Source organism: Alloscardovia sp. HMSC034E08 (genome assembly GCF_001813415.1).
Classification (GTDB): Bacteria; Actinomycetota; Actinomycetes; order Actinomycetales; family Bifidobacteriaceae; genus Alloscardovia; species Alloscardovia omnicolens.
On sequence record NZ_KV812468.1, the window covers coordinates 1,130,297 to 1,155,144 of the forward strand.

Here is a 24,848-nt window from a genome sequence, read left to right on the forward strand (position 1 = left end):
GGGGGGGGGGGAACGATGCGTGTAGCGGCGTTCTTCGTTTGTCGGAGAACGCCGGCGATTCGACGCAGCGACGCCATGGCGGATTGCCTTTGTCCATCGTTAAGGGACTCAGCCGACAATCTTTCTTGGATGACATCTGCGATCCGTGAGGCCACGATATCTCAGTTTGTCTCGCTGATTCCGGCCTGGAACAGTGAATTTCCCGCACGGTCAATGACGTCCGCCTCATCGGTTCCGGTACCAGATACGAAAGCCTCGTATTGGGATGAACAGATTCCCGGCGACTGGCGTTCGGCACCCGTGCTGGTCGAACCGGATGACGGCAAAGTCTATTCCGGATACCAATTTCGAATAGATGCGTTCGTAGACGACCGTGACTTGCTTGACGGATGGTCAGAGAATCCACGAGTTAATGGAGTCGATCCATTCAGACGATTTCGGTGGCGTATGCCTGCCATGTGGAAGACATGGCGATGTCTGTCGACCGATGTGGCTCCATCGGCCGACAGACATCGAGGAAGTCACCGTGGCCGGCGGAACGCGCGGTCGCCGATTGGGGCGAATGGCTTGTGCGGTTCGCTTTGGTACCAGTAGGCGACCGTGGCCACATCGTCCTGTCGTTCGAAGTTGCCGGCTTCCTCGGTGCCGATCTGCTGCCATTCGACGCGCAGGTCTCGCTCGAAGTAGATCGGGTCGGGGATGTGCCAACGGTATAGGCCGCGGGTCACGGGGGTGGCAGTGTCCCAGTAGGCGCTTTCGCGTCCGGCAAGGTTCTGCGAGTAGAACGGGAAGCCGAGGTATGGGCCGGTGAAGGTGCGCTCGTGCATGTGGTCGTGTTCGTCGAATTCGGCGAAGCTCCAGGCGCCACCGAAGTAGTCCTCGGCGCCGGTGCTGCACCAGGTGGGGTATTTGCCGTCGCCGTCGATGTAGAACTTGAATTCACCTTCGCCCCACCAGCGGCTTTCGAGCGCGGTGAGCGCCAGGTAGGTGCCGACGTAGGTGCCGTGCCCTTCGACGCCATCGAGCACCACGTAGTCGCGGGCGAGTTCGGTGACGCGTTGGCGGCGCCACTGCGCGTGGAAACGCATCGTGTCGGCCGGCAGTCGGTCGTATTCGGTGTAGTCGATTTGGTAGAAGAACGCGGGCACATCCTCGTTGTGGTCGTTGCGCAGCACGATGCGTGCGTGCTCGAACGGCATGGCGAAGTAGCAGTTGAAGCCCCGGTTCGGGTTGACCATGACGGGAATTGAGTTGATGGTGCAGGACTGGGCGTGTCCGCAGCAGAAGAAGTCGCCGATCGGGCATTGCACCGAAGGGGAGTCCTCGCCGTCCCAGTAGAATTCCAAGATCAGGTTGCGTAGCACGTCGGGGCCTGTGGGGGAGGTGCGGTCGGTTACCGTCATCCAGATGTGACGGATCACGCCGGGGCCCTCGACGTCCATCAATGTCACCGATTCTCCGGACCTCACCGTGCGGATGCAGGGGCTTCCCTTGCGGGAGGGGCCCAACGCGCTGGCTGCCATGGCCGCGCGACCCTTGCCGCCGTCCGGGTTTTCGGCGTTGATGCAGCGGGTGCGGCCGGGGGTCCTCATGGCCACGGCATCCAAGGCGCCTTGTCCGAACCCCGGCGAGGGGTTCGCTGTGGTGAATGCGTCGAGCATGATGCTCATCTCCTTTCATGTCGCAGGCCTGGCCCGCCACGGCGTTTTGTCTGGGGCGGGCCGAACCTGCTGGGGGTATTATTTCACGGCACCAGCGGTGATGCCCTGGGAGAGCTTGCGCTGGAAGATGACGAAGAAGATGATGGTCGGGATGATACTCAGCAGCGATGCGGATGCCAGGGTGGTGGCTTCCATCGTGTGCTGTCCCTGGAGCGTGGCCAGGGCCAGCGGGATGGTCTGCACGTCGTCGCCCATCAGGAACGCCATCGGGATCATGTATTCGTTCCACGTCCAGACGAAGAAGAACACGAACAGCACACTGATAGTGGACCAGGAGATCGGCAGCACCACCTTGAGCAGCGCCTGCCAGCGGGAGGCGCCGTCGATGGATGCGGCCTCGAGGATGGCCTGCGGGAACGTGCCGTACACGGAGGAGAGCAGGTAGGTGCCGTACGCGCTTTGGATGATGGTGAAGATGATGATGATCGCGAGCTTCGTGTTGTACAGCCCGGCGGCCTTGAACATGGTGTACAGCGGGTAGAGCAGTGCCTCCTGCGGCATCATGTTCGCCAGCATGATGCCCAGCACGATCCATGTGTTGCCTTTGACGCGACCGATGCCCAGCGCGAAGGAGTTGAGCACGGACAGCACCACGGCGGCCACGGCGACGATCAGGGAGATGATGAGGCTGTTGAGGAACTTCATCGGGAACTTCGTGGTGATCCAGAAGGAGACGATGCCTTCCATGGTGAAGGTCTTCGGCAGGCTCAGTGGGCCGACTGCGTTATAGTCGGCTTGCGTCTTGAAGGCGTTGACGGTCAGCACGAGCAGCGGGAACAGGACGATCAGTGCGGCGACGACCAGCAGGACCAGCGTCACCCAGTCGCCTGCCGAGCGGACGTGCTGCGTCTTGTGCGATACCCTCTTCGCCATTGCGGCGGTCATTGTCTGTGTCATGGTTCAATCCTCGATTTCAGAAAAATGCGGTTCGGTTTTTTTGGGGTGTGGAGCGGCGTTGTGTCCTTGGAATCAGACCATGTTCTTTTCGACACGCTTCTGGATGATGGTGAACACCACGGAGAAGACGATGATGACCACGGTCAGGGCGGTGGAGATGGCGGCGCCGTAGCCGACCTGCTGCACCTGGAAGAACTGGTTGTACGAGTAGTAGGACGGCACTGTGGTCGCGGTGCCCGGCCCGCCCTTGGTCAGTAGGTAGACGGGGGCGAAGGTCTTCAACGCGCCGATAGTGGCGGTCAGAATCACGACGAGCAGTTCGGGGATGATGGACGGCAGGGTGACCACGCGGAACTTCTGCCACCAGTTGGCGCCGTCGAGGCTGGCGGCCTCATAGAGCTCGGGGTCGACGCGTTGCAGGCCGGACATGAAGATGACGATGGGGTAGCCGAGCTGGATCCACACGAGGATGAACATGAGGACCGGCAGCGCGCTGTCCGGGCTGCCGAGCCAGTTGTGGGCCAGCGATCCGAGACCGATCTGTTCCAGGAGCGCGTTCACGGCGCCGTCTTCGGGGCGGAAGATCCAGCCCATGATGATCGCGGCCACGGCGACGGGCAGCAGCTGGGGCAGGTAGAACAGGGCGCGCAGGAAGGACGCGGTCTTGCCGCCGAACTTCTTCTGAATGACGTCGGTGAGTAGCGACGAGATGAACAGGCCCAGGATCGTAGGAATCACGACGATGGCGACGATGACCCAGAACGAGTTGAGGAACGAGATCCAGAACGTGGAGTCCTTGAACAGTCGTTGCCAGTTCTGCAGTCCGATGAAGCGCACTGGGCCTACACCGCGCCAGCGCGTGAAGCTCAGGTAGATGTTCCAAACGAACGGGATGACGACGATGATGGCCAAGCCGAGGATGCCCGGGATCAGATAGGGAACGAAACGCGAAGACCTGTTACCAGGAAGCCGTGAAAGCGCCACGTTATGGGCGTGCTTGGTGTTGCCTGCCATTGCTCTCTCCTTGGTGTGTGTATATGACGGGTGGATTACTATGCGTGCGGGATTGGGATTGGTCAGGGGAGCGATGGCGGGGCGTGAAAAAGGGACAAACCACGCCCGCCATACGATTCATGGCCGCCGGGCGGCAATCAGTTCGAGAAGCCCATCTCCTCGACCCCGGAGTCGTACTTCGAGTGGATGCCCTTGAGCACGACGGAGGCGTCCTTGGTTCTGTTCACCAGTTCCTGGAAGGAGGCGGGGATGGCGTCAGTCAGACTTGAGGCGGCGTAGTCGGGGTAGTAGCTGAGCTTGCTCTTGCTGGCGTAGGAGTCGTACTCCTCGATCATGTCCTTGCTCTTCTCGTCGGTGATCTTGTCCAGGTCGGCGGCGACCGGGATGCCGCCGACGTTGCCAAGGTAGTTCTGAACCTCGTCGGAGAGCACGTAATCGATGAACTTGGCGGACAGGTCATGGTGCTTGGAGCGTTCGGGGATGACGAGCAGGTTGCCGGCGCAGCCGACCGCGAACTCGGATTCGGGCATAACGGCGGCCGTCCATTCGAAGCCGGTGATCTGCTTGGCGAAGCGGCCTTGGTTCCAGGTGCCGGTCTGGTAGATTGGGTATTCGCCCTTGATGAACGCCTGGGTGGTGTCCTCGCCCTTCATACCGGTGGCGTTCTTGGAAATGAAGCCCTTGTCGAGCCATTCGCTGATGGTGTCCGTGGCGTTGGTGAGTGTCTTGGAGTTCCAGTCGACCTTACCTTTGTACAGGTGCCAGTTGTTCATGAATGTGGAGTCGGCGTTCTTGGAGACCAGCTGCCACCACAGCCACATCACGCCGTATTCCTGGGCGTCGGCGGCGATTGGGGTCACGCCGGCGTCCACGAACTTCTGGCAGGCGTCCACGAACTCGTCGTAGGTGGTCGGAATCTCGATGCCGTACTTGTCGAAGAGGTTCTTGTTGTAGTAGACGCGCTGGAATTCGGCGTAGCTGCTCATGCCATACCAGGTGTCGCCGCCCATAATGCCGTTCTCGTCGTACTTGGCGGTTTCAGCGTTCGAGCCGGTAACCTTCTTGTCCCAGCCGTACTGGTCGACGTAGCCGCCGAGGTCGGTGAGCAGGCCCATGGTGGACAGCACACCCGCTGAACCGTTGCCGCGGTTGGATTCCATGAGATCCGGAGCCTCGTCGGAGTTGAGGAACTGGCTGCCGTTCTGCGCGATTTGGGTGAAGGACTTGCGTTCGAAGTTGACGGTGACGCCGGTCTCCTTCTCGAACATCTTGGCGGCCTTCTTCCAGGCCTGGGTCTGTCCGGCGTCCTCTTCCTCGTAGTACCAGAAGGACAGGCTGTCCGGAGTGCCCTCGTCCTGTGCGGTGTCGCTGCCGCACGCCGCGAGCGTGGTCACCGACATCGCCAGCACGGCCAGGGCTGCGATTCCTCGTTTGATGTTCATGGGATTCTCCTTTTCCTATTGGTTATTGCCATCGGCAACAGTTGCGGTGAAGGCAATCGAAACGTTTCGATTAACAGGACGGGCGTCTGCGTCGGCGCCTTGGCTGACCGATTCGGGTGGGCCGACAGGTGTGGGTTACGACCGGATCGTAGCCGATCGCGCCTTCGTGAGCGACGTGATCAACTACGAAACGTTTCGACTATGGATATAAAGCATTGCGGGGGGATACGCGGCCACCGGTCTCATGACCCCTCCCCCTCATTCAGGGAGCACACCGAGCCGCGATCCTCGATTCTGGGCGGCACGAACTCACTTTCCGCTCCGATCGCGCGGCCGTCCTCGACTGCGGAGAGCAGCAGACCCACGGCCTTAGAGCAGAGCAACCTCGGCATCAGCGGTATCTCGGTGACCGGGTGGGCCACCAGCTCGTTCTCAAGGAACGTGCCGCAGGAGAGTATGGAGATGTCACCGGGAATGTCGATTCCGCGGTTCTCGAGTTCGCGGGTCACCATGTTGAGCGTATCGGCATCGGCCTGGCTGATGATCGCGGTGGGACGGGGAACCGACTTCAGTAGGCCGTCCACGAAGGCGCGCGCGTCGAACCGGCCGAACTCGTTCTTGGCCGACTCCGTGACGCGCATACCCATCTCCCCGGCCCGCTCCAGCATCAGGCGGCGCAGCGTCACCACATAGCCGGACTGGCGTTCGTAGTCACGCTCATTGTCGCGCAGCAGGATGACGTCGCGGTGCCCTTTGCCATGCAGGTAGCGCACCGCGAGGTCGGCGGCGGCGGGGAAGTCGATGTCCACATACGCGCAGTCTCCCTTACGGCTCGGATAGCCGATGGCCACGCAGGGCTTGCCGTACGAGCCGACCTCGACCACGCGCTTGTCGTCCTCTACGATGTCGAGCAGCAGTACGCCGTCGACCATGTTGCTGCGGGCCACACGACGGATGTCATCCACCGCATCCTCACCGCTGAGCAGCAGCACGTCGTAGCCTGCGTTCTTCGCCTGCCACGCCGTGTGCAGGAAGTACGCGTTGTACTTCGCCTCGTCGATGTCGCCGCGAATCGGCTCGCTGACAGCCAGGATCTGGTTGCGGATGCCCCGCATCTTCTGGGCGGAGGCGTCCGGCGTGTACTGCAGCTCGCGGATGGCGTCGCGCACCCTGGCGGCGGTCTTCTCCGAGATCGCGCGCTTGCTGGACAGCACATAGGAGACCGTGCTGACCGACACCCCGGCCGCGCGTGCCACGTCCTTGATTCCAGCCATCATCGCCTCCTTTCCTGTGCTTTCGGTCGGCCTTCAGGGGCCGGCGTATGTCCGACATCATGCCATGTCTGCATGAGTGCACATAGGTTATGTCTGTTGGTTTTCGTCGCCAGCGAACCGCCCAACATCACTGTCGAAACGTTTCGTTAGATTAGATTATTGCATGCCGCTGCGATTTTGTCAACCGCGCAACACGCCTCTATGCGGATATCCAATGGACAGCTTAGCCCGGCTGTCCGGTCGTTCGATTCGACGCTTCGCACTCTCGGCAAATTGAGTTGTGGAATGTGCAATGGCATGGAACAGAATCCCGGAAAGCACCGAGGATTGTTATTGCCCGGTAATATGGCTATGTCAGTTTTGTATACGGGCCTCTGACAATGAATTCACGTTTACTTCATGCAGAACGAATCTAGCGCGTGCATCGCCGTTCTTCAATCAGAAACCGGTGCGGGAAGGCCATGAGGGTTCTTGCGATGATGGAAAATATGGCGATTGTGGCGGATGTGGATAGCTCGAGCGGAAATTAAAGAACCGAGCGGATTCTTCAGTTGGGATGTATAGAAAACGAAACAGCGGCACCCAGCGTACGGTTTTCACGAAAGCAGCCATCGGCTATCGGTCAGCCGATAGACCTCAGTTCTCAGTCGCAGCGACCTTGGCGTCAGCCCCGGCCTTCTGCTCAAGGCCGGGCTTGGAGCGCTTGCGGCTGTAGTCAATCCAGGCCGGTAGCCGCCGAACGAGGCGAAGAAGCGCCCACGACCGGCACACCGAGATGGTCGCGCTCGGTCAGGTGGGTGAGGATAAGTTGCTGCCAGTTGCGGTCGAGGTCGTTCTCGCTCATCGCCGACGCGACGGCGACGCCGCTGCCCAGCTCCCCCGGTTCGATCAGGATGTGTGCTTCGGCATAGTGTCGCAACGGCTCGAAATGTCCGACGCCTTCGATGGGCGCGGTGATGGTCTCGCGATAGAAGATCGCCCCGGCACCGAACGTCACGTCGAGTCCGAACCGGTCGTGCAGGGTCTATTGGACGATCTCCAGCTGCACGCGCCCATGAGCTGCACGCGCAGCTCATGCACACGCTCCACCCAGTCGACGCGCAGCAGCGGATCCTCGTCCTCCAATTCGCGCAATCCGGCAATCACCCGGTGCAGGGTGAAGTCGTCGAAACACGGGCGTCCGATCCCGGCCGTCTCCCCCGCATCGCCGGTAGCCCCGGCGGCGCCGGGCAGTACCGTGTAAGTGAGCACCGGCTGCATTTCGGGCACTACCCATTTTCCGTGGTACGTTTTACGCACGCACTCACGCGTAAAAGATAACATGTGATTAGATACGCTAGCCTTTGCACATCCAGTCACGCGTAAAACCTCCCACCGAGCCCCCCAAAAAAAACAAATCGTCTCGTACTTCAGACGAAAGCACGAGGCGAAAAGTTATGAGACGAACGAAACGAGAAGCTCTACTCGACGCCCTTAATGCGCATAATAATCCATGCAGCCGCAAGCACAATAACGATGCAGACTGGGAATACCATGACATAGCTGTGGAAGATCATGAAGATTCCTGCAGTGAGCACCGAACCCATAACGGTGCAGATGGTGTTTGCGAGGTTAAGAATGCCGAGGTCCTTACCTGCTTCTTCTGGATTAGGAAGAATAGCAACATTCAAAGCCTGATCGATTGCGTTATACACGCCGTAACCGAAGCCGGCGATGAGCGCGAACAAGTACATACCAATGGCGTTGTGGAAGAGCATTGGCATGGCAGCACCCACAGCGAACAAGCAGCTGGAGAGCGCCACTGGAAGCTTACGCTTGCCCCACCAGTCAGCAATTGGACCAGAAACGAAAGCTGCAATCAAAGACACTACCAGGGTAATCGTCGACATAACAGCAATAACGAGCTTGGCGTCGTTACTTGCGTCTGGACCATCGTTAAAGATGTAGAACTGAACGATATAGAGCTGATAGCTGGTAATCATGAAGTAGCCGGACATCATGAGGGTACGCCCAATCAACGCGTAGTAGAAATCCGGAGCATTGCGTGGAGGACGGAAGGAGTTGATGAGCATCTTGAGGCTAAACTCTTCGCGATACTGATCCTTATTGCTCTTCTCGCGAGGCCAAATAGCTACAATCAAGAAGCCTAAGAGAATAAAGATGCTACCGCCAACAATAAAACCAGTAAAAGTATTTGGCATACGAGCACCGACCAAAGTACCCAGCGTCTGACCAGTAGTTACACCTGCGCCATAGAAAGCGGATACGGTTCCGCGGAACTTATCTGGAACACGGTCGGACATGGTTGCCACGAATGGAGCGAGCAACATGTTGAAGCCGACCTGCGCCACGCACATAAAGAACAGCACAACCCAAGCGCTACGCAGGCTTTGCGTAAGACCGATAGCACACACAGCCGCACCTGCAATAACACCACCGGTAATAATCCATGGAGTACGACGTCCGAAATTCGAACGGGTCAAATCGGAGAGCGCACCGAAAACGAGGTTAGCTACCAGAGCAACAACCGAACCGACAGAGCTAATCAAAGCAATCATGGCGTCTTTGTCGTTTGGTGCAATCTGAAGCAGCAAATCTGGAAGCAGAACCGAGTTCATGGACAGCCATGGCACTGCGCTCAAAATTGCGGCAACGGTGAAGCCCACACCCAAACGGATAACTTCGTTACGCGTTGGACGGTGACCATCGGCACTGACCATTGGATCACGCAAATCTAAGAATGCGGAGTCCGTCCCAGGAACTTCCGTAGCTACAGCTGCCACGGCAGCCGCACCGGACTCAGCGCTCATGCGCGTTACCTGAATATCTGCATTGGAATGCGTGGAGGAATCTTCAATATGTTCTGTTTTCATAGGAACAGCAAGACGGTTGATTGCATCCATCTGCTCGTCGTCAAAAGCATCGTCCATATCAGGGCGGTCATCGATGCCCGGGCGCTTGTACGAATTCGAACCCGGCAATGGGCCATTATTCTGTGCCATAATTCCTGACTTATCTTCTCGTTCAAAACTTCACACATGTTTTGTGCTGAATTTTTTTCCGTATGAAATTATATAGGATAAAAGGGACTAAAAAGAGGGAACTCTGCGGTTTCTCCACAGTGTTTTCTGCATACGTTTGCAATTTCATGTTTTTCTTTTTGAAATTAAGAAAATATTTATATTTATGGCATTTGATTACCAATTTTTTCACACAAAACAGCGAACGCATTGCAACCGATATGCATAGCTTGCGCACCTCGCCTCTCACCATCGGCCTCGACCACTTTTGTGAAGGTTCACGTTCTGCCTACAAGCGAAATATCCCCCGCCCGCTTCTCTATGGAAACGAGCGAAGGATATTCGAGATATTGAGAGAAATGAGTTCGAGCTACAGCTGAGCTCTTAGCCTTTCACAGCACCTGCGGTAACACCTGCAACGATGAAGCGCTGCAAGAGCAAGTACATAATGAGGATTGGGAGCATCGCCAGGAGCAGTGCAGCCATAACCAGACCGATATCAGTGGAGTAGGTTCCGTAGAAGACCTGGGTTGCGATTGGAATGGTGTAGATCTTCTTGTCGGTGAGTACCAGGGATGGCAGGAGGTAGTCGTTCCAGAATGCCATAGCATCGATAATAGCCACTGTTGCTGCTGTTGGCTTAAGCAGTGGGAACACAATCGTCCAGAATGTGCGCCACTTGGATGCGCCATCGATTTCAGCTGCTTCTTCGAGCTCAACTGGCACGTTGGTCTTAATAGCGCCGTGGAACATGAATACCGCAAGAGATACGGAGAAGCCCACGTGCATAAAGATCAAGGTGGTGCGAGAGTTAAGCAGTCCGAGAGTACCGCCATATACAGCTACCAATGGAACCATGATTACCTGGAATGGAATAACCATCGACGCAACCATAGCAGAGAAGGTGAGCTTGGAAGCTGTCCACTTTGGATTACGCACAATCACGTATGCTGCCATCGCCGAGAAGAGAATGGTGAGAATCGTGGAGAATGTGGTAATGATTGCGGAGTTACCAAACACACGCCAGAAGTGCATCTTGCGCATGGCCTTGGTGAAGTTCTCGATGATGAAACCATGGGAACCAATCAAAGACAAAGGCTCACCGGTAATATCGCTCATGTTCTTGAATGCATTGGTCAATACAAGGAAGAATGGCCAGATGAAGACAACCAAGAGCACAGCGAGGAATGCGATCATAAGCGCATGACCAATACGCTGGCGCACGATGGCCTTTTCGTTTTCGGTCGATAATGTCTTAGCCATTATGCTGCCACCTCACCCTTCTTACCAACGTAAACCTGGATCATACCGATTACTGCGCAGATAATAAACAGAATCAGCGCTTCGGCCTGGCCTACGCCATAGTTCTTGTAGACGAATGCCTTGTTATACACGTGCATTGCAGCCATTACGGAGGAGTTGAATGGTTCACCCTTGGTTAACGAAAGGTTCAAATCGTAAACCATGAAGCAACGTGTAGTTGACAAGAAGATGCACTGCACGAAGGATGCACGCATCAGAGGAATAATAACGTGACGCATTGCTTGACCGTTGCTGCAGCCATCAATCAAAGCTGCTTCACGCAAGGAGTCGTCTACACCCATAAAGCCTGCTACGTAAATGAGCATCATATAGCCGGCATACTGCCACACAGATACGAGGATGAGCGCGAACAGAGCACCGTTAGTCGTACCTAGTAGCGAGGACGTATCGTGCCCCACCACTGCTGTTCCGATAGCAACGAATGCGCGGTTGAACATGAACTTCCATACGTAACCGAGAACGATACCACCGATAAGGTTTGGAATGAAGAAGCCTGCGCGGAAGAAGTTCTGGCCCTTAAGACCGGAAGTTACGAGGTATGCGAGCACGAACGCAACGATATTCACGAGCACAACAGAGATTACCGAGTAGACAACGGTGCGTCCAAGGGCATCCCAGTATGCTATGTCTGCAAAAGCGTCCTTGTAGTTTTGAAGACCAACGAATGGCTTGTTTGCTGCAACGCCATCCCAGCTGGTAAAGGTTAAGTAGAGGCCATAGAAGAATGGCACAATCACGACTGCTGCGAAGAGAATCGTGGCCGGGCCGGCGAACATAAGGAATTGACCGACCTTGTAGAAAAGTTTATTCTGTTTCATTTCTCTCACCATTACGTGTTGTTAATGGATTTAAGGCTCAACGATGAGCTTGGGCTGTGAGTTTAACAGTAGAAGCAGAAAGTGGCGCATCCCAAGATTCTTAGAATGCACCACTTTTTATCTATCTACTTGGGATTATGGCATTTCGCAGGTGAACACCAATGAACACTACTGAATAGTCTTCATGTCGTTCTTCTGCCAGTATTCGTCGATCTGCTTGGAGAATGTAGCACGATCTGCCTGGCCTGCGAGGTACTTCTGGAAGTCTGCACCGAGTACGGAGTAGTGATCATCTGGCAGGTAGTTGTAGTTAGCAATCAGTTCGCCAGTATCTGCATACTTCTTTACGGACTTGCCCAGTGGGTCGGTTACTTCGAGCTTGTTGCTCTTGAATGGAGGAACGAGGTTAGCAGTGTTTACAACCCACTTCTGACCTTCCTTGTCGAGAGCGAGCCAGTTGAGGAAGTCCTTTGCAGCCTTCTGCTGTTCCTTAGAAGTGTTCTTAGAGTTATCGATGAACAAGTACTTAGAACCGCCACCAACAAGCTTGCTGGTTACATCCATGCTTTCGTCGTTCTGTGGAACAGGCATCATACCCATGTTCTTAGATGGCTCATACTGGTTGAGCACAGACCAATCCCAGTTTCCACCGAACATCAAAGCAATCTCGCCCTTAGCAAGCTTCTGCTCGGTTACTTCGCGCTCTGCAGAGATAGCCTTGTCGCCCTTAGCATAGTTGTTGTCCTTGAGAACATCGAAGGTGTCCATCAAAGAAGTCCAGCGAGCATCGGTGTTAATATCAGTGCCGTCGTGCAGTGACTTAATGAAGGCGGTTGGATCCTGCTGCTCTTCGTATACCTGTGGCAGGTAGTGAGCTGCCAACGACCAGTCTTCCTTCATAATGCCAACTGGAGTTTCCATACCGCCAGCCTTGAGGTCTGCAATAAGCTGCTTCAAGTCGTCGGTGGTCTTAATGGATTCTGGCTTGAATTCCTTACCAGTTGCCTTCTTAATAGCGTCTGCATTGTAGATGAGACCGCGAGCTTCGATGGTTACAGGGAAACCGTAGGTCTTGCCATCTACTGCGATAGCCTGATCGGTATCGCTTACCCACTTCTGGTCGCTCAAGTCGAGAGCGTGCTCTGGACCGAGGCTGTAAATATCCTTAGCGTCTACCATGGAGATGGTGTATGGCTGATTTGCTGCGTACTTGGTTGCCAAGTGAGCTGCAACCGTATCGCTTGAGTAGTAGACTTCTACGTCTACATCGTGATCTTCGCTATAGGTTTCTGCGAGATCTTCGAACTGAGACTGGATTTCCGACTTGGAATTAAAGATTGTAATCTTCGTCTTGCCAGAACCAGAGTTTGAACCACATGCTCCCAACATGCCTACTGCGAACACTGTTGCTGCAGCTGCTGCTGTCCAGCGCTTCCAATCTTTCAACATTTTTCTCTCCTTTTGCGTTGCTTCCCACCCTCGAAAAACAAAGCATAAGTAATTGCTTCTTTGCCGATTGCTTATTTATGCAACCGGTTTGATATTACATAATTATCAAACAGTTGTCAAACGGGTTCGATATGTGTGTTGTGAAGATTATGAAAGACTTAATCAGCCCTTATTTTTCAGTACTTGACGAGCCGTCTAACTTCTCGAACAGCTCCGAATATATCAGCGCGCAGCAGTACTGAGGTAGCGAAAAACCGAGCAGCAGAGCGAACGGAATAACGTAACCGTAAAAAATAACGCAAGCGACCGCAGTGCCAATCAATAAAACGAGCATAATAAATGTCTGAGGAAAGAAGCCAATAGCAGCCAGCGCAGCGTTCTTCAGGTGCTCTTTGGTCGTATTGGAGTAGCGCGAAACGAGCACAGTAAACCACTGAACAAACGCAACAACAATCACGGTAACGATAGCGAGCGCGGCCATAAATGTGATGCGAACCTCAGAGCCGAGCATTGGCGCGAACTGATGGAGATGGAGAAGAAAGTACAGATCCGCGCCGGCAATCACTGCGAAAGCAAGCACGAGCAGCCAGATTGGCGTAACCTGCTTAAAGTTTGCGCGCAGCGAGGAGAAATACATTTTAAGGACGGAGCCTTCCTCGTTTCGCGCCATACGCCACAGCGAGTAATGCAGCGCGGTCAGCGCAGAACCGGCGGTTACCAGCGGTAACGAGATGATGAGCGTAACAACGTTAAGAATAACGAGGTCGAAAAGCAAACCCATCAGTTTGTAGAACCAATTATTTTGATTAAAAAAGCCGTCCATACAGTTAAGCGTACACGAAACGCAGAACGCACACAGGGCTCTTAACCGAAGCTAAGAGCCCTGTGAGAGGAAGGAGAAAATGAAGTTAGTTTTTTGACGGTTAGGCAACCACTGGAGGGTTAGCAATCAAATCGTCGGTTGCGTGCTCACCTGCAGCATCCGTCCACTCCAAACGAGCTACAGACGCGCCGTTGCTGTTGGCCTTAGGAGCGAAAGTGAGGGTTGCACGGGTAGCATCGTCCGCCCACGTCATAGTAAGAACGCCATCTGCATTGGAGTAGCTGAACTCACCATCGAAAGCGGACAATGTATTGCGAAAACGACCCAGAGCGTTAAGAGCCTGAACAACTGGACGCTCAACCTCGGAAGCCACTTCTGCTGCAGAGTAGTAGTGACGGTTAATATCGCGGCCCACGTTTGTGCGCTTGAGCAGATCCATATCGTTACTGCCTGCCAAAGCACCCACATAGTAAACCTGTGGAACACCTGGCATGAAGAACTGAACTGCACGAGCTGCGATGTACTTCTGATCATCGCTGCCCAAAGCTGCATAGTAGGTGCAGTTTACCTGGTAGAGGTCCAAGTTCGATGCGGCCGCACCGGTTGCTTCCTGAGACTCGCCCTTGGAATTGCGGTGAATGGATTCAACGAGAGCATCAACTTCCTCATCTGGCACCAAACCCGCCAAAGAGCGGTCCATCTGATCGGAGCCAATGTCAATAACACCGATACCATCGTGCGTATCGAGCACGTTCACTGCATTGTTCGGGCGCACATCAATCCACTGTGCCAAAGCGTCGGTCTTGCCGAATTCCAAAGCGTGCAAGAGCAAGCCAGGAATTGCGAAGTCGTAGACGCGATCTACCTTAGAAGCAATTTCTACCTGCTTCTTATAGTAGGAATGAACCTCAATAAGGGTTTCCAAACCGCGCTTTTCACCCTCAGCCTTAATGCGCTCAATGAGCTTGAAGGTCTTTGGAGTCATGAAGCAGGAGGAATTCTTTTCCTTAGCGCCATAACCTACAGCATCCAAGCGAATCTGAGAAACGTGAGACTGAGACAACTGATCCAAAATGGACAACAAGTAGTTCCAACCCATTTCGGAATCGGTGTCGATATCCACCTGCTGAGGAGTAAAGGTAGTCCATACCAAACGAGTCTTACCGCCCCAGTTGTAGTGAGTGAATGGCAGACCCGGACGTGGACGATAAATTGCAGTAAGATCCTCTTCTGTTACGCCATCTGGGAAGATGGACGACATGGTGAGGAACATTGGATAGTATTCAGAGTCTTCACCCTTAGCCATAACGTCTTGGAACTGCTCGGATTCCCAAGACATGTGGTTCACAATGGTGTCCACCATAATGTCGTGTGTAGTGGAAAGCTCGGCAACATCGTCCCAGCTGCCCAAACGTGGGTCTACCTTCGTATGATCTACTGGATCGAAGCCTGCATCTGCACCGTCGAATGGGGTGAAGAATGGAAGAATATGAACGCCTTCATACACTCCCTCGAAATGCTTGCGCAGGGTCTCGGTCATGGACTTCAGCGTGCCATCACCAAGGCGATCTGCATATGTAATTAACTGAACTTTATTCTTCATCAGACCTCCATGGCTGATTCGTTATTTCTCAACATTTTTAGTATATCGAACCCGTTTGACATGAGCAAGGCGGCACGCCCGATTTGTGCGAAGATTTGTGTTTTGGTGGGGTTTTGGCCTCCGTCGGGCATTTCTGCTTTAGCGCTCACAGCTGTTGGTTAGCTGTACTAGGTAAAGCTTTTACCACCCCTGATTTAAAGAGCTGACAGCTTTAACTATTACAGATGACGGTTATCTATAAACGCTACAGCACTAACACGCACACGCGCGCGGACAGAACACGAAAAATCAGGCTGTTAAAGCGGTACGTTTTACACGAAACGTCGTGTGCAAAGACTGCTCCAAAAACAATTCACCTCGCACCCCACAACCGCAGTACGAGGCGAATCACCCCAAAACAAAAAACTAATTACTCAACACCCAAATCATCGAGCGGCGTGGTGGTTTCGCGCTCAATGTACTCGAGCTTTACGGCATCGAAGCGATACGGCACGCCCTCAACATTGTCCGTAACAGACACATAGCCTTGGAAGTCGTTGGACGCTTTTTCCAAAACACTTCGAGCCGCAACCGCAGAACTCCCGCCCGAGTATCGCTCGATTTCTTGCATAACGTGCGCCACCAAGCGGCGAGCGGTTTCGTCGATGTTCTGGGTAATCGCGGAAATCTGCTTACCAGCAAAAAGGCTCACGTAGGTGCCGTCATAAGCAATTACTTGCAAATCTTCTGGCACGCGAATGCCGCGACGCTCGGCTTCTTGCAGAACTGCCGCCGCAGCCAAATCTGGTGCCACAATCGCATCAACGTTATCGAAATCTTCGAAGGCAGAACGTGCCGCCGTCAAGAACAACGATAAATCAGCCAAGTCTTCCACGATTACATAGTCTGCCTCGATACCTGCGGTAGCCAGCTCATCTTCCAAAACGAGCTGATAACGCACGGTTGGGAAGGAGCTATCAGGGCGCGAACTAAGCTCGCGAGCGTTAAGCAGTTCAATACCGCGGTCACGATCATGGAAACGATCACGAGGACCACCGATGGTTACGACGTGCTGCACGCCGGCAGCAATCAAGGCGCGCGCAACCAGACGCCCGCCCGAAATGTGGTCAGCCCCCACGGTTGGAATCGAATCGCATAAATATCGGTCGAAAGCAACGACCGGGCGTTTAATCTCTTCCCAATACTCCTGCGTATTTTGCGAGTGCGAACCCATAATCAAGGCGTCCAGAGTGTGGCGTTGCAGCATATCCACATACTGTTTTTCACCTGTTTCCTGATCCGCCGTCGAGCAAAGCAAAGCGCGCATGCCCTGCAAATCAAGATAATGCTGAATGCGCCCCACAAGAGATGCAAAGAACGGATGCTGCAAAGTAGGCATAATTACTCCCACAGTATCCGTGCGTCCCTTATACAGATTCTTCGCTAAATCATTTGGAATATAGTTAAGTTCTTTCATAGCAGCGGTTACGCGGTCGCGGGTATTTTGCGACACATAACCGCTGCTATTAATAACAAGCGACACTGTGCTGGTGGATACGCCTGCTTTTTTAGCGACGTCTCGTATGCCTACCATTTCATGCCTACCTTAATACATGCGAATACATGTGTTTACTGAGCCACCTCATCCACAGCAAACACCACAGCCTGAGCTGGATTCAACTGTGGAGGGCGAAGTCCATAGTTCAGCAAAGCTGCACCTGGAACAATAACGCCTTCTTGTGTCCACCATAACAGTTCAGACTGTCCATTTGTTTCCTCATGGCTCAATTCACGCTGAACCTCGACTGGACGCACGCGATAGAGTTTCTTCGCATCAACGCCTGGCAAGCGCACTGGGTTTGCAGGGTAATGCACAGAAGTACGTACCTGAGCAAAACGGTACAGCGCATGAGTTCCATCAGCAGATACAACGCCGTCTAAACGCACGCAGTCATCAGCAATATCTCCATGAACTGTAACGCCAAAACCTGCCCAATCGCGCGACTGCTTGTACAAAGCTACCCAGCGAGCCAGAACGTCAAGATCTTCCTGAGGTTGCTTGTTCAAATCCCACTCAATACCGAGGTGTCCGAACAAAGCGGTTGCCGTGCGCATCGACAGCGAGGTAGCGCGCGCAGTGGAGTGCGCCGGAGAAGCACCTACATGCTCACCCATCATACTTTCTGGAAGCAGAAGCGAGGTATAGCGCTGAATATCGGCGCGCTCAACTGGGTCAACGCAATCGGAAGTCCATACGCGGTCCGCTCGCTCAACAATGCCCAAGTCGATACGGCCACCACCGGACGAGCAGGATTCAATTTCGAGGCCGTCGTGTTTAATCTTTAAAGCGTCAAAAATAGCATAAACAGCTTCAACTTGCTTGCGCTGAGTAGCCGCGAAACCGCGAGCTGGGGAAGCTGGCTCAGTCACGAGCTTGTTATGATCCCACTTAATGTAGTCAATGCCAATCTCCTTCACGAGCGAATCCATAGCATCGAAAACATAACGAGCAGCCTCTGGATTAGACAGGTCGAGAACCTGCTGCATACGTCCCTGCATTGGCAGACGGTTAGCGGTTGGCTTCAAAATCCAATCAGGATGAGCCTCGGCTACTTCCGAAACCGTATTAAGCATTTCTGGCTCGAACCACAGGCCAAATTCCATGCCTTGAGCATGAACATAATCTGCTAATGGCTTCAAACCATCAGGCCACACTTCTTTTGAAACATACCAATCACCCAAACCGGAAGTATCGTCACGACGGCTTCCAAACCAACCGTCATCAACAACAAAGCGCTCAACACCCGCAGCCGCAGCCTTATCTGCCAAACTCTTTAACGTTGCAAAGTCATGCTCGAAATACACTGCTTCCCAGGTGTTCAAAATAACTGGACGTGGCTTCGAGGCGAAGTTTGGATGCAAACTGTATACAAAATCATGGAAGCGGTGAGCTACTTCATTCAACCCCTCGCCGTACGATCCATACACCCAAGGACTCGTATACGCATCGTCTGAGCCGGCACGCAGTACGGCTTCGCCCGCATACAGGCTCTCTCCACCGCCAATAATTGGCAAGGTATACACGGTTTCTTCCACGGATGTTACGGAATTTCCGCTCCAACCCACATGTGTAGAGAACACCTCTCCATGCTCAAAATCAAAGCCGCGAGCGCCCACGTTCAGCAGTAAAGTAGCGTCGAAATCAGGGCGACCAACCTCAGCCACGCGCTCAAAACGTCCCATTGTTAGGTTTTGACGCTGCGGATGACGTTCACGCAAATGATGTCCTGCAGTCGTTAAGATTTCGCGAGCAGTAGATGGCACTGGATAGCCCAGTTCGAGCGCGAGCACTGACAGCTCGCCCGCGTTTGAGACTGTTGCCGTTGCTGCTGCAACCGCCGCACCTTCGCCCGCCACTCCCTCGAGGTCTGCCCCTTCGAGATTAGAAACAGTAGCGCGCTGACGAACCAAACCGCTATCCAAAAGCTGCATCTGCCAGACGAGCTGAACGCTCTGCTCAGCGTCTTGAGCAGTTACTACCAACTGCGGAACGCTTGACAGTTCAGATGGATATGTACTGCTGTTTTTCTGAGCTACTGCCAGTTCCTCGTCCGTCAAGCCTGACAAGTCTTGAGCGAGCGCGGAGAACGAATCAATAACCGAACCGTTCTCATCTACCTGAACATCAGTTACTCTAAAGTGGCAGAAGAGTTCCTGACCGTTACGTGTTACTACAAAACGGGATGCTCCCGTCCACCCCTCTGCTTGGCTTGGCAGAACTGTTGGGAAGTTTGTATAGTCTAAGCCACCCGATACGCGCTGTGGGCGCAAAGCTTCGTAGAGGAAAGCTGTGTGATTATGCGACACACTACCGAAATCGCGACCCCAGTAGACAATACGAGGCAATTCGTTATTCACGATTGCCACAGATACAGCTACTCCGCCGTTGCGCAGCGTATAGCCCGTATGTTCAGCTCCTTCAACCGCAGCTCCTTCGTAAGCAAAAACGCGGGCAGCAGACCGAGAAGTATTTACCATCTTTGGTCCTTTACTAGATTGTTTCGTAGGTTTTACCACATGACAAGCGTTCTGCAGCAGTCATTGCTCACATTACGCATGCATTGTCATGATTTATTTTCTACGTACAAGTATATCGAACGGGTTCTATAAAACGCGCACAAAAACGAACACTTTAATACATATTCACAGAAATAATAGCACACGCAATCACTGCACTCACTCATCCCCTACCCACGTCTACTCAGATGCACGATAGTTTTCTGCCCTGCATCTCTACGCGCGCCCACAAAACTCTACCGACGTCGCGCAGCAAAAAACTCAGTCAGCACAGCAGCGCATTCTTCTTCTCGAACACCACCAATCACTTCCGGCTGAAAACCAACATGCGGATCGCGTGCAATATCCCACACAGAGCCAAGCGCACCCATTTTTTCATCCCATGCACCAAAAACAACGCGCCCCATATGAGCACTCACCGCAGCACCCGCACACATAGGGCAAGGCTCCAGGGTAACAACGAGCGTGCAATCCTCGAGATTCCATGTTCCGCGAGCACCAGCAACAGCGCGCATGGCTTCAATCTCGGCGTGCGAAAACGGATCCGACCGCTCTTCACGATAATTTCGCCCCACAGCCAAAACATTTCCAGACGCATCAACCACCACTGCTCCCACAGGAATATCTCCCAACAAAGCAGCATCGCGGGCTGCATCGAGAGCCACGCCCATAGCAGTGTTATATGGCGAATTCATACTGTTAAGACTATGCTGGAACTATGACTATGCATTTAACGATTGTCAATCATCCTCTGGTTGACCACAAGCTCACCGTTTTGCGTGACAAGAAGACCCCATCCAACACTTTCCGTGAACTCGTTTCTGAGCTCGTTATGCTCGAAGCCTACGAAGCGACCCGCAACATTTCCGTGGAAGATGCGCCAATCGAGACGCCTGTTGCCCCTATGGTTGGCAAGAAGCTCACGAAGCCTCGCCCTATGGTTGTGCCAATTTTGCGCGCCGGCTTGGGTATGCTCGACGGCATGACCCGCCTGATTCCTACCGCTGAGGTTGGTTTCTTGGGCATGAAGCGCGACGAGAACACGCTCGACATCGTCACTTACGCGAACCGTCTGCCAGATGATTTGACTGGTCGTCAGGTTTTCGTTGTCGATCCAATGCTCGCAACCGGCGGCACTTTGGTAGCTGCTATTGAGTACCTCAAGCAGCTGGGCGCTAAAGATGTTACCGCTATCTGCATTTTGGCTGCACCTGAAGGTTTGGAACGCTTGGAGAAGGAAGTTGATCCAAGCATCGACTTTAAGGTTGTTGTGTGCGCTAAGGACGAGCGATTGAACGAGAGGGCATACATTGTGCCTGGTTTGGGCGATGCGGGCGACCGTTTGTACGGTTTGGTTGATTAAAGGTTAGTTCCGCATATAAAACGCCGTTGGGAGTTTGAGCTCTCAGCGGCGTTTTTGATTGAGCAAGCAAAAGGAGCGAAGCCTTACGACTTCGCTCCCCCTGCTTTTATGCAGCTAAAGCAAACTTAGTGCTTACGCTGCTTAGCTCGTGATCCGCGAACCATCACCAGACCGCCTGCAGTAACAACTGCAAGTACAGCTATAACAGCCATGCCTGCAACACTCGAGCCGGTAATTGCGAGCGCCTTCGATGGGATTGGATCGTTCTTAATCTCACCCAAATCCACTTCCTCAAGATTCTTACGAATCTCGAACTTGTGTGGCGTATCGTCGAGCTTGTAGCCCTGTGGAGCTTTAGTCTCCACAAGGATGTACTCGCCGTACATCACATCGCTTGCAACCACTTCACCCTTGTCGTTAGATACAACGGTGCGTACGACATTGCCCTGAGTATCACGAATCTCGAATTGAGCGCCGGCAAGAACCTTGCCGCTCTTCGCATCCTTCTTCAGAGCAATAATGCTTCCACGGATCATGGAGTTCTTCACAACACCCGCGTCAACTGTCTTAGCGTTCTCCTTCACGGAAACGTCCAATGGCTTAGCGTTCAGAACGTAACCTTCAGGAGCTGCAGTCTCAACAATCGTATAAGAACCAAACTCAACGTCCTTAAACGTCGCCTTACCGTCCTTACCAGTCACAGCCGAAGCAATAACTGAATCACCCGAACGCAGCTCAAACTTAGCACCCGCAAGCGGCGCATCATCCTTATCAGCAGAAACCTTATGAACCACAATATTTCCGCGGATAATCGTATTCGTTACGGTATAGCCGTCCTTCTGTGAACCAGTTACCGCGGAAACGAAACCGCTCGGCGTCTGCTCCTCGACCGTGTACTTTACGGCTTCATCGGTCTGCGCGTTACTGATAACGAGGTTATTAAACTCGCCGACCCACGCGCCGTCCTCGCTGAGCGTAACTGCTGGAACAGCCTTGCCATCAAGGTCTTTCGCTTCCTTACCATCTGCCAAGAGCTTCACAGTAACCGGCTTCTTCTGAGCGTTCTTATCCGCCCAGTTTTTCTTAACCTTTACGGAGGTCGAGGTCGTTAAACCAACGTTCAGAGCGTTCGCGAACTTGCTCCCGGTATTAACGTCCGCTACGCTCGCTGTCTCATTGCCCTCGTTATCCGCGGTAAAGCGCATATCGTTCGTCGCCGCTACGAAGCGGGAGTATTTAGCCGTATCTGGGTTATACACCTTGAGCGAGTACCGCGGGAGAGCTGCGTGATCGGTTGGGATCTGCAAACCCTCGAAAGTATAGGCACCGTTTTTATCGGTGACTGCCGTATCGACTAGCTCGCCGCGCGCATCGTACAGCTCAACCTTAGCTCCCGCGATGCGCGGTTCTGCGCCTGCCGCGTCCAGTTTGCTGTCGTTATCCTTATCGAACCAAACAGTTCCGCCGATATGACCGGAATTAATCACGATACCAACAGCTTTGCCATAAGCCCAGGTCTTACCACTACCAAGGTCACGCAAATATGCGGACTTATAGACGTTCAGCAGACCATTTACTTCTTCACGGTTCTCGCCATCGCGCACAGCCATGTTGAAAATGAAGGACTGCTGCTCCTCAGGAGCGAGAACAGAATCTTCTGGAGAAATAATCTTCACCATGGTTACAGCGTCCCAATCGGCACGCTTCCAATCCTTGGTATCTTTCTCTTCTGTCCAACTGAAGTTTGCCCACTTCAGCTCGTTCTGTACAGGCTGAGCATCCTTGGCATAGTAAACCTTGTAACCTTCTGGAAGCTGAGACTTAATGCCTCCCGTAAGGTACATATCGAACTTAAATGCGCCGTCTGGCTGCAAACGCTCACCCCAATTGAACCCCTTCTTTGGCACTGGCCAGTAGAGCTGAATACCCTTAACGTTTTCGGTTGTAGGATTGGTTGCCACAAGGCGATAATCCACGTTACTTTCTGCACCAATAACAGCCTTCTTTACGCCATCATAGGTAACGTAGCGAGTCTCTGGCTGAGTAGCCATCTTCGCTGCAGACTGTGCAGATACATCGGTTGGTGCCTTAATGTCGAGCACGCCGTATGGCAGGCCGAGCTTGTCTTCGGTGGAGCCGTTGCCGTTAAGATCCCACTTATCGGCTACGAAACCGACGGAAGAATATTCGAGGTCTTCCTTAGTGTCTGTATCGAACTCGTACCACATGAGCTGGTTCACCGTGCCAACCTTATCCTTCTTAGGGTCAGAGGTATAGTTCACATCCAGATAGGTTTCGCCTGTGTATGCCCAATAGGTCGGATAAATGGAATATGGCATCTGCTCAGATGCTTCGTACCATGCAACGCTTGGACCCCAAATGCGCGTACGATACTTTTGCTCTTTATCTGTAATCTTCGAGAAGTCGAGCTTGTACACCTTCGCGTTTGGATATTGCGCCTTGAGCGCGTCGGATGCAGGAACCTCGTAAACATCAGGCTGTTCGCCGTCTACATATTCGCCCGGTTGCTCCTGCACATCCGTATCCCATGCATACTTTGAGGACACAGGCCGATACTCCATGGTGAAGCTCATATCGGAGCCATATGGGCTCACCATATAAACGGCCTTGAGGGATTCTATTCCCTCACCGTCCCGCGGCATGAAGTACTCCAGCTGAGCATTACGCTTCTGCTTGCCCTTGAGCACCTCAATATTCTGGCTGTGGAAAGCGGTAACGCTACCATGTCCTTGAATGAAGCTCTTACCCGTAAACGCCGTGAAGGTATCGCCTAAGGTCACGTGGTCAGCAGAACGACCTTCATACTGATATGGCTCTTCGATACCATCGCCATTCGTATCCCACACAGCCTGGTTGCGATGATGCCAGTTTGGCTCTTCTGCTCCCGTATTTTCAATACGAATACGTGTCTTGAACAGGCTTGGGTCATCTCCCCAGCGACCCTTCTCAATCTTCGTATTGTTGAGCACCACACCATAGTATGGGAATGTGTCCGTTGGCGAACCGAAGTCCTCTTTACCTGCGTCACTATCCGCTCTGAGGTTAGTTGAATAGCTTACCCATGCTGTCTTCGCCGGAATAGTATCGACCTTGTATTCAATATGCTTCAGGAAGATACCTTCATGGTTTCCCTTGCCCAACACAGTTTGCACGCGGAAACGCTGTGGAGGATTCTTCATAGTATGCTCAGTGGTTTTGTTTGTTTTACTATCCCACAGAACAACTTTGAAGTCAGTCACCTTCGTGGCCTCTTCCCCGCGATATGGTCGCGACAGGAATGGCAGGGTCTGTGCGGTAACGCCTCCAACGTGGGTATCATTCATGTCGTAATCGATAATAATGGTTTTAGCTCGCGAATTAGCCGTTCCTCGATTACCGATAGTAAAGTAGCCGAAAGTGCGTTCCTGCGTGTGTTCGAAACCAGGTGCGCCCATATACACGTTGTTATCGGCGATATAGCCTTCCCATACCGGATTGTTCTTATCCTGCGGATACAGCACATCGTTGGCGTATACATCCTCGTATAGCTTCACAATCTCGTAGCTCATCTTGCCAAGTTGGTTCGCGTTGTACGCAAGATACTTGGATTGCTCATACGGATTATGGAACTTCACACCCAAATCGATTTCCTTAATTTCCGCAATGGAACCAGTAGGGAAATCAGCCCTCGGGAAGCGCCACGTTGGATTAAAGCTACGCTCATTTTCCGTGACCATGTATGCTTTGGAACGTTGCCACACATAAAGCTTGCTGCCTTCTGGCACCACATAATCGGCACCAGTGCTCATAGTAAAGTGCTCTCCGGCGCCCAATACTTTCGGTGTTGCAGCACCATCCGCGAATACTGGGGATGGGTTACCTAACCCCATATACTCGGCCTTGGCAGGTGCCAACAATGCAACGAAATAGTCGTCCAATAACGCATTAGAATTGTTGCTCAGACCTGCATTAAAAATAACATCATGACCGACGGCCTTCGGAGTATCTACAGGAACAGAGAGTAGAAAAACGCAAGCACGCAAGC

Annotated in this window: 16 protein-coding genes and 1 pseudogene; 1 reads left to right on the forward strand and 16 read right to left on the reverse strand. The window is 53.3% G+C overall.

The window, feature by feature from the left end; genetic code table 11:
• Nucleotides 1-521: 521 nt before the first annotated feature.
• The 15 genes and pseudogenes from HMPREF2909_RS06480 to HMPREF2909_RS06560 all read right to left on the reverse strand — a co-directional run bounded on the left by HMPREF2909_RS06480 (nucleotide 522) and on the right by HMPREF2909_RS06560 (nucleotide 20,135).
• Nucleotides 522-1,661 (reverse strand): glycoside hydrolase family 172 protein, encoded by a 1,140-nt coding sequence (locus HMPREF2909_RS06480; RefSeq protein ID WP_022856685.1) that lies wholly within the window; start codon nucleotides 1,659-1,661, stop codon nucleotides 522-524.
• Between the two features lie 78 nt (nucleotides 1,662-1,739).
• A complete protein-coding gene (locus HMPREF2909_RS06485) occupies nucleotides 1,740-2,618 on the reverse strand; it encodes a carbohydrate ABC transporter permease (protein WP_071415645.1) in 879 nt (292 codons plus the stop codon).
• A 72-nt stretch (nucleotides 2,619-2,690) separates the two neighbouring features.
• Nucleotides 2,691-3,632: a carbohydrate ABC transporter permease gene (locus HMPREF2909_RS06490; RefSeq protein ID WP_049206698.1), complete on the reverse strand. Its 942-nt coding sequence runs from the start codon at nucleotides 3,630-3,632 to the stop codon at nucleotides 2,691-2,693.
• 137 nt (nucleotides 3,633-3,769) lie between these two features.
• A complete protein-coding gene (locus tag HMPREF2909_RS06495; protein ID WP_071415646.1) occupies nucleotides 3,770-5,074 on the reverse strand; it encodes an ABC transporter substrate-binding protein in 1,305 nt (434 codons plus the stop codon).
• 242 nt (nucleotides 5,075-5,316) lie between these two features.
• On the reverse strand, nucleotides 5,317-6,351 hold the full coding sequence (locus HMPREF2909_RS06500) for a LacI family DNA-binding transcriptional regulator (RefSeq protein ID WP_246815526.1): 1,035 nt from the start codon (nucleotides 6,349-6,351) through the stop codon (nucleotides 5,317-5,319).
• Between the two features lie 748 nt (nucleotides 6,352-7,099).
• A pseudogene (locus HMPREF2909_RS08890) lies at nucleotides 7,100-7,614 on the reverse strand (GTP-binding protein); the annotation flags it as partial.
• A 194-nt stretch (nucleotides 7,615-7,808) separates the two neighbouring features.
• Nucleotides 7,809-9,350: an MFS transporter gene (locus HMPREF2909_RS06515; RefSeq protein WP_049215484.1), complete on the reverse strand. Its 1,542-nt coding sequence runs from the start codon at nucleotides 9,348-9,350 to the stop codon at nucleotides 7,809-7,811.
• A gap of 402 nt (nucleotides 9,351-9,752) precedes the next feature.
• Entirely contained in the window at nucleotides 9,753-10,631 is an 879-nt protein-coding gene (locus tag HMPREF2909_RS06525; protein ID WP_071415649.1) for a carbohydrate ABC transporter permease, read from the reverse strand.
• Complete coding sequence (locus HMPREF2909_RS06530) at nucleotides 10,631-11,509, reverse strand: carbohydrate ABC transporter permease (protein ID WP_210387882.1); 879 nt, start codon at nucleotides 11,507-11,509, stop codon at nucleotides 10,631-10,633. The genes HMPREF2909_RS06525 and HMPREF2909_RS06530 overlap by 1 nt, the downstream gene beginning before the upstream one ends.
• 168 nt (nucleotides 11,510-11,677) lie before the next feature.
• The gene (locus HMPREF2909_RS06535) at nucleotides 11,678-12,958 is read right to left on the reverse strand and encodes an ABC transporter substrate-binding protein (RefSeq protein ID WP_049188111.1); all 1,281 of its coding nucleotides are present in this window, start codon (nucleotides 12,956-12,958) and stop codon (nucleotides 11,678-11,680) included.
• A gap of 169 nt (nucleotides 12,959-13,127) precedes the next feature.
• Nucleotides 13,128-13,781 carry a YesL family protein gene (locus HMPREF2909_RS06540; protein ID WP_071415651.1) on the reverse strand — a complete coding sequence of 218 codons (654 nt, stop codon included), beginning with the start codon at nucleotides 13,779-13,781 and terminating at the stop codon, nucleotides 13,128-13,130.
• A 100-nt stretch (nucleotides 13,782-13,881) separates the two neighbouring features.
• Nucleotides 13,882-15,384 carry a sucrose phosphorylase gene (gtfA, locus tag HMPREF2909_RS06545; RefSeq protein WP_021617468.1) on the reverse strand — a complete coding sequence of 501 codons (1,503 nt, stop codon included), beginning with the start codon at nucleotides 15,382-15,384 and terminating at the stop codon, nucleotides 13,882-13,884.
• Between the two features lie 409 nt (nucleotides 15,385-15,793).
• Nucleotides 15,794-16,957 (reverse strand): LacI family DNA-binding transcriptional regulator, encoded by a 1,164-nt coding sequence (locus HMPREF2909_RS06550; protein ID WP_060808764.1) that lies wholly within the window; start codon nucleotides 16,955-16,957, stop codon nucleotides 15,794-15,796.
• Nucleotides 16,958-16,992: 35 nt separating this feature from the next.
• Nucleotides 16,993-19,401 carry an alpha-galactosidase gene (locus tag HMPREF2909_RS06555; RefSeq protein ID WP_071415652.1) on the reverse strand — a complete coding sequence of 803 codons (2,409 nt, stop codon included), beginning with the start codon at nucleotides 19,399-19,401 and terminating at the stop codon, nucleotides 16,993-16,995.
• Nucleotides 19,402-19,676: 275 nt separating this feature from the next.
• The gene (locus HMPREF2909_RS06560; RefSeq protein WP_071415653.1) at nucleotides 19,677-20,135 is read right to left on the reverse strand and encodes a nucleoside deaminase; all 459 of its coding nucleotides are present in this window, start codon (nucleotides 20,133-20,135) and stop codon (nucleotides 19,677-19,679) included.
• 29 nt (nucleotides 20,136-20,164) lie between these two features.
• Here HMPREF2909_RS06560 and upp point away from each other — a divergent pair, with 29 nt between their 5' ends.
• Complete coding sequence (gene upp, locus HMPREF2909_RS06565; protein WP_071416016.1) at nucleotides 20,165-20,803, forward strand: uracil phosphoribosyltransferase; 639 nt, start codon at nucleotides 20,165-20,167, stop codon at nucleotides 20,801-20,803.
• A 125-nt stretch (nucleotides 20,804-20,928) separates the two neighbouring features.
• Here upp and HMPREF2909_RS06570 read toward each other — a convergent pair whose 3' ends face one another.
• Nucleotides 20,929-24,846, reverse strand: a complete 3,918-nt coding sequence (locus tag HMPREF2909_RS06570; protein ID WP_071415654.1) for an MSCRAMM family protein — start codon at nucleotides 24,844-24,846, stop codon at nucleotides 20,929-20,931.
• Nucleotides 24,847-24,848 lie beyond the last annotated feature (2 nt).